The organism is Staphylococcus schweitzeri (assembly GCF_002902405.1).
Lineage (GTDB): Bacteria > Bacillota > Bacilli > Staphylococcales > Staphylococcaceae > Staphylococcus > Staphylococcus schweitzeri.
Genome location: NZ_PPQS01000042.1, coordinates 105341 through 114683, shown reverse-complemented (window position 1 = coordinate 114683; position 9343 = coordinate 105341). Strand labels below are relative to the sequence as shown.

Below are 9343 nucleotides of genomic sequence, written 5' to 3'. Positions count from 1 at the left end.
CATAAAAGCCCCTAACAACCTCAGGTTGCTTCGTTTATCGTTCGCCTGCGCTTTACGCATGCATAAAAGCCCCTAACAACCTCAGGTTGCTTCGTTTATCATTCGCATGCGCTTTGCCCATGCATAAAAGCCCCTAACAACCTCAGGTTGCTTCGTTTATCGTTCGCCTGCGCTTTGCCCATGCATAAAAGCCCCTAACAACCTCAGGTTGCTTCGTTTATCGTTCGCCTGCGCTTTGCCCATGCATAAAAGCCCCTAACAACCTCAGGTTGTAAGGGGCTTTAAATGTCAGATAGTATTTTTTTAAATTGATTTTAAATATTCTTGACCTTTTTCTCTATCGTATACATTTTCCCATTTAGCAATAACTACTGTTGATAATGCGTTACCAATAACGTTTACGCATGTACGAACCATATCTAATATACGGTCTACACCAATGATTAATGCTAAACCTTGTGCTGGCAAGCCCATTGCACCTAATGTTGTAAGTAATACAACAATCGATGTACCTGGTACTGCTGCCATACCTTTAGATGTAATCATTAACGTTAACATCAAAACAATTTGTTCTGACAATGTTAAATGCATTCCATACATTTGCGCAACGAATAATGCTGCGATTGATTGATACAACGCAGAGCCATCTAAGTTAAATGTATAACCAATTGGTATAACGAAAGATGTAATGTCTTTAGGTGAACCGAAATTTTCCATTTTCTTCATCATTATAGGTAATACAGCTTCTGAGCTTGATGTTGAAAAAGCTAATAGCAATTCACTTTTTAAAATCTTAATTATGCTCATAATATTAATACGACACATCCATGCAACTATCCCAAGTACAACGAATACGAAGAATACCATCGCAAAGACAACTACTAATACTAATTTTAATAGTGGTAATAATGCTGATGCACCAAATGTAATAATTGTAGTACAGATGAATGCGAACACACCAAGTGGTGCTAATTTCAAAATTTTATTAATCATCCAGAACACAGCTTCTAAAGATCCACTTAAGAAATCTTTAACTGGTTCTGCTTTTTTACCTACTGCAGCTAATGCTAGTCCAAAGAAAACTGCGAAGAAGATAATCGGTAACAATTCACCTTTATTCAAAGCTTCAAAAAAGTTTGTTGGAATAATATGTACAATGGTATCAATAAAATGATTACCATATGTAGATTGTTCTGCTGCATGAGCAGTTGATTGATATTTAGAAATATCACCTTTAGGTAACTTAGTTGGGTCTAATCCAGCACCTGGTTTAAACAGGTTACCGAAGATAATCCCTAAACCTATTGCGATTGTTGTAATAATTTCAAAGTAAAGTATTGTTTTCCAGCCATAACGCCCTACAGTTTTCGATTCCCCGACGTTCGAAATTGAAAGCGCTAGTGAGCAAAATACAACCGGTATAACGATCATTTTAATTAAATTTAAAAATACATCGCCAAATGGTTTAATGTAATTCGCTACATTTTCTTGTCCATATAATAAAAGTCCTACGACAACACCTAACACTAATGCAATAACTACTTGCATAGGTAGGCTGATTTTTCTCTTGAATAGAGCCATAGTACAAACTCCCCTTCATCTGACATCACTCAATTATATCAGATAATTGATAATTATCTATAAAAATTTAAACTATTTAAACTTTATAGATATCAAAATTGACAATTTTTCATATCAAAACTGTATAATACAAACAATTAAAACTCAACAAATTTTACCGTTAGTGCTATATAAATGTTCGATTTTACTCTGAAGGCTTGTAATTTTGATTAAAATATTTATGCTTAGCAGTTTTCAAGCTTTTCTTTGTCTCAGTATCAAAGCCCTCAACAAATAAACCTTTATATGTACTGATTGGTTGAACTATATAAGTTACCCCCGGTTCATCTTTAAAAGTAACCTCTTTATAGTATAGACCTTTTTTAGCACTATAAAGTGTCTCTTCAGACTTAATTTTATCTTTCAAATGTTTTTCTTCCAAATAACTGTCTATTAGTTGAATATTCTTATGGCCTTGATAAGTCTTAAGACCAAAGAAGAATGCAACAGCAACAATTAATGAAATAAATAATATGACGACAACTTTAAAGACATTGCTTTTCTTCTTCATTATACGACTCCTTTTTGATTATCTGTTCAGTATGAACGAATAAATTTATTTAATAAAGAGATTTTACCAGATTGTAACAATTTTTTTATTCACAATTTTAATGATAAAATTTGAATTTCAAATGCACATCTTTTATTAAATTTAATAACAAATCACATTTTACTATTAATTAAAATAATTGACTACTTTGAACGATTAAGATTGATATAATTGCATTCTTGGCAATTGTAAAAAACTTCCAATCCGCCTATTACCGATAAAAATACTAGGTTATTATTTAAAATTGTATTTTTTAACATTAAAATTCAATTTAAGACAATTCGATGATTGCGATGAAATCAGTACTTGACAACTATTACACTTCATAATATTGTTTATTTTAACAAGGAGTGATTGGATGTATGTAGAAAACAGTTATCTTAGTAAACAGCTATGTTTTTTATTTTACGTTTCTTCAAAAGAAATAATCAAAAAATATACAACATATCTGAAAGAGTATGACTTAACCTATACAGGTTACATTGTTTTAATGGCGATTGAAAATGATGAGAAACTTAACATCAAAAAATTAGGTGAACGTGTCTTCCTTGATTCTGGAACATTGACACCATTACTAAAGAAACTAGAAAAGAAAGATTATGTCGTTCGCACACGTGAGGAAAAAGACGAAAGAAATCTTCAAATCTCACTAACAGAACATGGTAAAGAAATCAAAGAGCCACTGACAGAAATTTCAATTAAAGTATTTAAAGAATTTAATATTTCAGGTCCTGAAGCATCTGAATTAATCCAAAATTTGCGTAATTTTGTTTCTAAAAATTTCGACAATTGCGACAAAAAGTAATACCCCTTTTGCATAAGAAAAGGGCAGAATTAGGAATAAATATCTTTATTCATTATCTTTTACATTGTTACGTGAATTTCGATGCTTATTTCGCTTGCCCTGATTCTTATTGCATTTCCCTACCTATACATACCTATACATATAGATTATTTATCCCCTTTTACTTTATCTTTTTATTTCCTACTCATATAATGACTTTATACAACAAATATAATGATGGAAGTGATTATAATGAATTTCAATCAATTCGATAGTCAAAACATTTTTAATAATAATCCAAGTGATACATTTAAAGATTTAGGGAAACAAGTATTTAATTATTTCTCTTCACCCACGTTCCCCACAAATATATATGACATAGACAATGTTATTTATTTAGAATCTGAACTAGCAGGTGTCAATAAAGAAGATATCCAGATAGATTTCAATAATGATGTTTTAACAATCCAAGCTATCAAACATTTAAAACATCCAGATGAAAACTTAACTTTAGATGAGCGAAGAGCTAACCAATTATATCGTCAATTCGATTTTGAAAATATTGATAAAAATAAAATCACAGCAAATTTTGAAAATGGTCTTTTAACAATGACATTACCTAAAATTCAACCAAATCATGATACGTCGTCATCAACAACAATTCCAATTTCTTAATTAAATACAACCAAGCCTTAATATCATGCTCCTACTTAGGCACATGAAGATTAAGGCTTTTTAAATATCTTAATTATAATAATGCTTTATTAACTCATTTTTTTCAATGCGCCATATTCTTTCTGGTACAAATGACGCATCGTTAATAATGCGATGACACCAAACATTGCTAGAAAAATAAATGCGAGATGACTTGAGCCAGTTAAATTAGCAACATATGTTATAACCAACGGCGGGAAGAATCCTCCTAAACCACCCATCATTGATACAATACCATTTGCAGATCCCGCTTCATTTGAGAAGTATGATGGTACTAATTTAAAGATTAGTCCATTACCAATACCTGCACAGATACTAATTGTTAAACAACCTACAGTAAATAATGCAATATGGTCTGAGATACCTAAAATAACGGCACCGATAATCATAATAACAAAATCAATCATTAATACTTTTACTGCATTAAATTTATCCCCCAAAATACCACCGACTGGTCTCAAGAATGTTGCGAGTGCAATAAATACACCTGAACGAATACCAGCGTCTACTTTATCAATCCCAAAATGATTTACTAAATAGTTAGGTAAGAAAATACCAAATGCTACAAAAGCCCCAAAAGTAATGAAATACCATAAACTTAAGTAATATAATTTATAGTTTTTAGATAATGTTTTCATTTGTGCCATTAACGGTACTCTAATTTTGCGTTCTTGCGTATCACCAAAAATGAACATAATTAATGCAAATAAAGCGATAATAATTAAGTAGCTTCTAACAGTTGTTTGCCAACCAATAATACCTGCAATTGGTGGTGCTAAAAATGAAGAAACTGCTGTACCGATGTTCCCCATACCATAAATACCGTTTGCCAATCCTACTTTTTCTTTCGGGAAATACTTAGGAACTGATGTAACACCAACAGAGAAAATAGCGCCACCTACACCCAAGAAAAATCCTGACGCCATTAACATACCTGGTGTTTGTGCTTGGCTTAAGAAAAATATTGGAAATAACAATACGATAAAACTAGTAAAGAATACCCATTTAGCGCCAATAATATTTGTTAAATAACCAAATGGCACACGGAGCACTGATCCCAAAATAACTGGTATCGCTAAAATGATTGATATTTGTCCTTCAGTAACATTAACATCCTGTTTAATAAAAGGCATTAATGGAGCAATAATACTCCAAGCCATAAACCCAACCACTAAACTTAATGTTTGTAATGTAAGCTGAAAGCCACCTTTTGTCTTGTACATACGTTTCACCTTCACCAAAATCATTTATTTTTTTTAGATATCAATACTCTGCCTATATGTTAGAGGTCAATGTTATTTAAAAATGCATTCATTTATATGAAAACATTCAATATAGACAAAGTATTGACTACATATATATTTTATTATGATTGTGAAAAACTGAACATAAGGATATTCCCTTATTTATGAAGTGATTTCCCCTATACAATGTCCCGTTGAGATGGATTTAGACAATTATTTGCCATCATTTCAACCTTATTATTTGCGACTATTCACACGTTTACTTCAAATAATTACATTTTATACTTGAAAATCACGTTACGTTACCCCTTATGCTAACAATATAAGGAGGCTTATCATGTATAAAATCAATATTATTAGATCAGATTTTGTCTATAAGAATCTACTCAAGGCACCATTAAATGACCGTGAATCAATTTTTATAAAAGAAATATTAGTACCTTTTAAAAAGAAATTTGAGGCACAGCGTATTCCTATTCATAAAGATGACACGCAGACAATGAATGCAATTCAATTTTTAGATGCATTTCAAATTTCACCCAAAGATTTACGCATGTCTGACAAAATATTAATACAATACCTGAATAATGATTTCTGGAGTAATTGCGAAAAATATTTAAAAGTTGCTATAGATCAATTTTCAAATTATAATATCTCGTCTCAAGTTTCTAATTATCATTTCACAGTATTACTTGGAGATAGCCAAAAACCACTTATGTATCTAAATCAAAATTGCGGTGGTGATGGTGGCATACCAGGTTACATAATGATTTATTTAGTACCGAGTACAAACACAAATAATTCTTTAAAAAGCTTAATTGCACATGAAGTAAATCATAATATGCGCTATCAATATATTGACTGGGATGGTGGCAGCTTGATTGAATTGATTATTGCTGAAGGATTAGCTGAAAACTATGTAGAATCATTGTATGGTAAATCATATATAGGACCGTGGGTAACAAATACTAATTGGAGTCGTGATAACGTAAAAATTAAAAATACTATTTATAACCATTTACATTTAAAGCATATATTTGAATCAATGCCTTATCTCTATGGCGATGAAATTAATAAACTTCAAGGTAGGCCTAACGTTGGCTTATCTCATGCTGCTGGGTATGCATGTGGCTATCACTTGGTGAAATACTTTTTACAAAAAACTAACATTCCTATTGAAGTTGCAACAACACTTCCAGCACAAAAAATAATAAATGAGGTGACTGAATTTTGGCACACACATACACTTTAAAAGATATTATTGAAATTACAGGTGTAACTAAAAGAACTTTACATTACTACGATGAAGTAGGATTATTAGTTCCTGATAAAAATGATAAAAATTATCGCGTTTATAATCAGCAAGACTTAGAAAAATTGCAAAAAATTTTAATACTCAAGTCTTTTGATTTTGATATTTCTAAAATAAAGCAATGCATTTCATATGATAATGAACAATTGCGCAAGTTATTTTCAGAGCAACTAATCAAGTTAGATAAAAAAATTTCTGATTTACAATTAATTAGAGTCTCTGTAGGTGAATTTATTAAAGGACACTCTCTGTTAGATACCAATATTTTAAGCAAAACACTACAATCACAATATGATAAAGAAGCATCTATAAAGTATGGTCATACGAAAGCATATCAATCATTTATTAACCGAAAAGATAACTTACAATCACAGGATATCAGACAAAAACTGACAACTATCTTCAATAAATTCAATCAAATGTCTTTGAATCATTATCCTATCGAAGATTGTGGTGATCTGGTATTTGAGTGGAAGGCATTTATGAATACTATCGCTGATTTTGATGATGAAACATTGTGCTGTATTGCTAAAACATATCAAGATGATACGCGTTTCAAAGATTACTTTAATTCATATAAAAATCAAAATTTAGCATCATACATTTCACAATCTATTAAATATTTTTTGGGCAAAACAGAATAACAGTGTCAATTTTTAAACATCACACAGATGTTACAACACAGAATACAGGAAAACTAAAATGGCTTGTTCAAAATAGACAATCAAACATTTATTCTCTATATCAATGACTCTATTTAAAGTTTTACCTTTGTCATGCAAATTGCTATGGCTTACCTATAACGGAGAAAGTATTAGATCCCATTCTATTTATAAAAATATGTTTTGAAACATACAAAAGCGCCAGAAGATAATCATTTCATCCGGCGCTTTTATACTATACTAATTTCTTTTCAAACTTTAAAACTCTAACAATTTCTTTTTTAACGCATATTCAACCAATTCAGGTTTACTTTTCAATCCAAGTTTTGTCATAATATGCGTCTTGTGTGCTTCTACTGTTTTCACAGATACAAATAATTTCTCTGCAATTTCTTTATTTCCATATCCTTTGGCAATAAGTGGTAATATTTCAAGCTCACGTTTTGATAATATTTTAAAAGGATCTGATGAATTTGCCGTATCTTGATTTGAATTAGATACAAATTCATTTACTAAAGATGTTGTGAGTTTCATATCAACATATGTTTCGCCTTTATATACAGTTCGAATTGCTAACAATAATTGTTCATCTGGCGCATTTTTCAATATATAACCTTTCGCACCATTACGTAACACATGGAACAGATACTCTTCATCATCAAACATTGTTAATATTAGTATTTTAGTTTCAGGAAAACTGTCAGCAATTTTACTTGTAGCGATAAGTCCTGATTCACCTGGTGGCATGCTTAAATCCATCAGTAGTACATCAGGTTTATATTCCATTACTTTTTGGTAAGCTTCGACACCATCTGCAGCCGTTGCAACTACTTCCATATCATTTTGATAATTTAAAATCATAGAGAACCCTGTACGGACAACAGCGTGATCATCGGCAATGACTATTTTCAATTTTATTCCCCCAATGTATGTTTCAAATTGGAATGTTCAGTGTAACGTTAGTGCCCTCACCAATTTTCGTTTCAATGTTGACGCTACCACTGACTAACTCGGCACGCTCATTCATTCCATATAAACCAAGTCCAGAACCTTTTGGCTTAGAACTTGGATCAAAACCATTTCCCGCATCTATCACTTCCGCAATCAAATAACGTCCCGTTTGACGGATACCTACATTAATCTCATTCACATCAGCATATTTTAATGCATTGAAAATGGCTTCTTGTACTACACGATAAACAACCGTTTCAATTTCACTATCAAAGCGCATATTTTTTATATTAGACGTATAGATGATTTTAATCCCATAATTTTCTTCAAACTGCTTAAAATATGATTTAAAAGCTGCCTCAAGACCTAAATCATCCAAAGAAGCTGGTCTTAATTCAACCGACATATTTCTAATATCATCAATTAACTTAGCAACAATGTACTCGATGTTTTCTGCATCTTCCAACAGCTTTACTTTATCTTCTTGATATTTCAATAATCGCAATTGAACATCTACATTAAGCATTTCTTGAATAACACTATCGTGCAATTCTCTAGAAATTCTCTTTCGTTCATTTTCTTGTGCTGATATTGTTTTACGCATCATACGTTGTTGATGTAACTTTTCTTGTTGTTCAATTTGTGATGAAACATTTTGAAGCGTAAATGCATGAATCCCTCTATCTTGATCAATCAGCTGATAAGTTGCAGTAAATGGCATAACTTTTTGGTCTTTCGTCTTCATAAACACTTGAAAATTCGTAGCTTGTACTTGCATTGACTCTAAAAAGCAATCTCTACATGATTGTACATCATAAGCATTGGTATATCCTTCACATCTATGACAAATCGCATTCGCCACAGCACTATAATTATCTTCTTCAGATAAAATATCTTTAGCCGCATCATTCATCGCAATAATTTTACCGCTATTATCAGCAAAGACTATCTTTTCGATTGAATGTTCATAGTATTGTTTTAATAAAGCTTCTAATTGTACACTGTCCTCATTAATCATGCCTACACCCTAATTCATTTCATTATTTGTCATCATTGAAAATACCAAACTTATGTTGAATATCATCGTTATCAAATATTTTTGGTAAAGGACGCCCGTCTCTTTGTCCAAATAATAGCACACCATACACTTGATTCTTATACCAAAGCGGCACAGCTAAAACTGCTGTTAATGATTCGCTCAATAAAATTGGATAGTCAATCTTTTCTTCCGGTCCTAATGCTAAACCGACATTGGCTATTACCATACGCTTTCCTGTTTTCATAACAGTTCCAGCTAATCCACGGCCTTTTCTTAAAATAATCAATTTAAAGCGATTATTTTTATTACCTGAAACATAGTGCCATTTTATTGGAGATGATGGTTTATTAGATTCATAGAAAGCGATTGCCGCAAAATCATAACCTTCTTCTTTGCGTATTTTATCTAATGTCTCTTGAAATCTACGATCTTCAATAATTGCTTCTGGTGTCAAATCCTTTCACCTC

Annotated in this window: 9 protein-coding genes and 1 pseudogene; 4 read left to right on the top strand and 6 right to left on the bottom strand. The window is 31.5% G+C overall.

Going from position 1 to position 9343, the window contains the following annotated elements; genetic code table 11:
• Positions 1–303: 303 nt before the first annotated feature.
• Together CD116_RS09815 and CD116_RS09810 are read right to left on the bottom strand one after the other, a co-directional pair.
• Positions 304–1581 carry a cation:dicarboxylate symporter family transporter gene (locus CD116_RS09815; RefSeq protein WP_047425849.1) on the bottom strand — a complete coding sequence of 426 codons (1278 nt, stop codon included), beginning with the start codon at positions 1579–1581 and terminating at the stop codon, positions 304–306.
• A 184-nt stretch (positions 1582–1765) separates the two neighbouring features.
• Entirely contained in the window at positions 1766–2131 is a 366-nt protein-coding gene (locus tag CD116_RS09810; protein WP_047529915.1) for a DUF3139 domain-containing protein, read from the bottom strand.
• A 397-nt stretch (positions 2132–2528) separates the two neighbouring features.
• Here CD116_RS09810 and CD116_RS09805 point away from each other — a divergent pair, with 397 nt between their 5' ends.
• Positions 2529–2975: a MarR family winged helix-turn-helix transcriptional regulator gene (locus tag CD116_RS09805; protein WP_047425845.1), complete on the top strand. Its 447-nt coding sequence runs from the start codon at positions 2529–2531 to the stop codon at positions 2973–2975.
• A gap of 216 nt (positions 2976–3191) precedes the next feature.
• The gene (locus tag CD116_RS09800; RefSeq protein ID WP_051973837.1) at positions 3192–3629 is read left to right on the top strand and encodes an Hsp20 family protein; all 438 of its coding nucleotides are present in this window, start codon (positions 3192–3194) and stop codon (positions 3627–3629) included.
• An 89-nt stretch (positions 3630–3718) separates the two neighbouring features.
• On the opposite strand, the gene CD116_RS09795 is transcribed toward CD116_RS09800, so the two are convergent.
• On the bottom strand, positions 3719–4891 hold the full coding sequence (locus CD116_RS09795; protein WP_047529910.1) for a nitrate/nitrite transporter: 1173 nt from the start codon (positions 4889–4891) through the stop codon (positions 3719–3721).
• 358 nt (positions 4892–5249) lie between these two features.
• Here CD116_RS09795 and CD116_RS09790 point away from each other — a divergent pair, with 358 nt between their 5' ends.
• Positions 5250–6164 carry a DUF2268 domain-containing putative Zn-dependent protease gene (locus tag CD116_RS09790; RefSeq protein ID WP_047529907.1) on the top strand — a complete coding sequence of 305 codons (915 nt, stop codon included), beginning with the start codon at positions 5250–5252 and terminating at the stop codon, positions 6162–6164.
• Positions 6143–6884, top strand: a pseudogene (locus tag CD116_RS09785) (MerR family transcriptional regulator). The gene CD116_RS09790 and the pseudogene CD116_RS09785 overlap by 22 nt, the downstream one beginning before the upstream one ends.
• 260 nt (positions 6885–7144) lie before the next feature.
• Here CD116_RS09785 and nreC read toward each other — a convergent pair.
• Genes nreC through nreA form a run of 3 tightly spaced genes read right to left on the bottom strand, consistent with a single transcriptional unit; the run spans position 7145 to position 9330 of the window.
• Positions 7145–7798 carry a nitrate respiration regulation response regulator NreC gene (nreC, locus tag CD116_RS09780; protein ID WP_047529904.1) on the bottom strand — a complete coding sequence of 218 codons (654 nt, stop codon included), beginning with the start codon at positions 7796–7798 and terminating at the stop codon, positions 7145–7147.
• Positions 7799–7820: 22 nt separating this feature from the next.
• Complete coding sequence (gene nreB / locus CD116_RS09775) at positions 7821–8855, bottom strand: nitrate respiration regulation sensor histidine kinase NreB (protein ID WP_047425833.1); 1035 nt, start codon at positions 8853–8855, stop codon at positions 7821–7823.
• 22 nt (positions 8856–8877) lie between these two features.
• Positions 8878–9330, bottom strand: coding sequence for a nitrate respiration regulation accessory nitrate sensor NreA (gene nreA / locus CD116_RS09770; protein WP_047529902.1), 453 nt, complete (start codon positions 9328–9330; stop codon positions 8878–8880).
• Between the last annotated feature and the right edge of the window lie 13 nt (positions 9331–9343).

Bases quoted from the DNA above. Each gene is read 5' to 3' on its own strand.
- CD116_RS09815 (WP_047425849.1), bottom strand. From the start codon at position 1,581: ATGGCTCTATTCAAGAGAAAAATCAGCCTACCTATGCAAGTAGTTATT.
- CD116_RS09810 (WP_047529915.1), bottom strand. From the start codon at position 2,131: ATGAAGAAGAAAAGCAATGTCTTTAAAGTTGTCGTCATATTATTTATT.
- CD116_RS09805 (WP_047425845.1), top strand. From the start codon at position 2,529: ATGTATGTAGAAAACAGTTATCTTAGTAAACAGCTATGTTTTTTATTT.
- CD116_RS09800 (WP_051973837.1), top strand. From the start codon at position 3,192: ATGGAAGTGATTATAATGAATTTCAATCAATTCGATAGTCAAAACATT.
- CD116_RS09795 (WP_047529910.1), bottom strand. From the start codon at position 4,891: ATGTACAAGACAAAAGGTGGCTTTCAGCTTACATTACAAACATTAAGT.
- CD116_RS09790 (WP_047529907.1), top strand. From the start codon at position 5,250: ATGTATAAAATCAATATTATTAGATCAGATTTTGTCTATAAGAATCTA.
- nreB (WP_047425833.1), bottom strand. From the start codon at position 8,855: ATGATTAATGAGGACAGTGTACAATTAGAAGCTTTATTAAAACAATAC.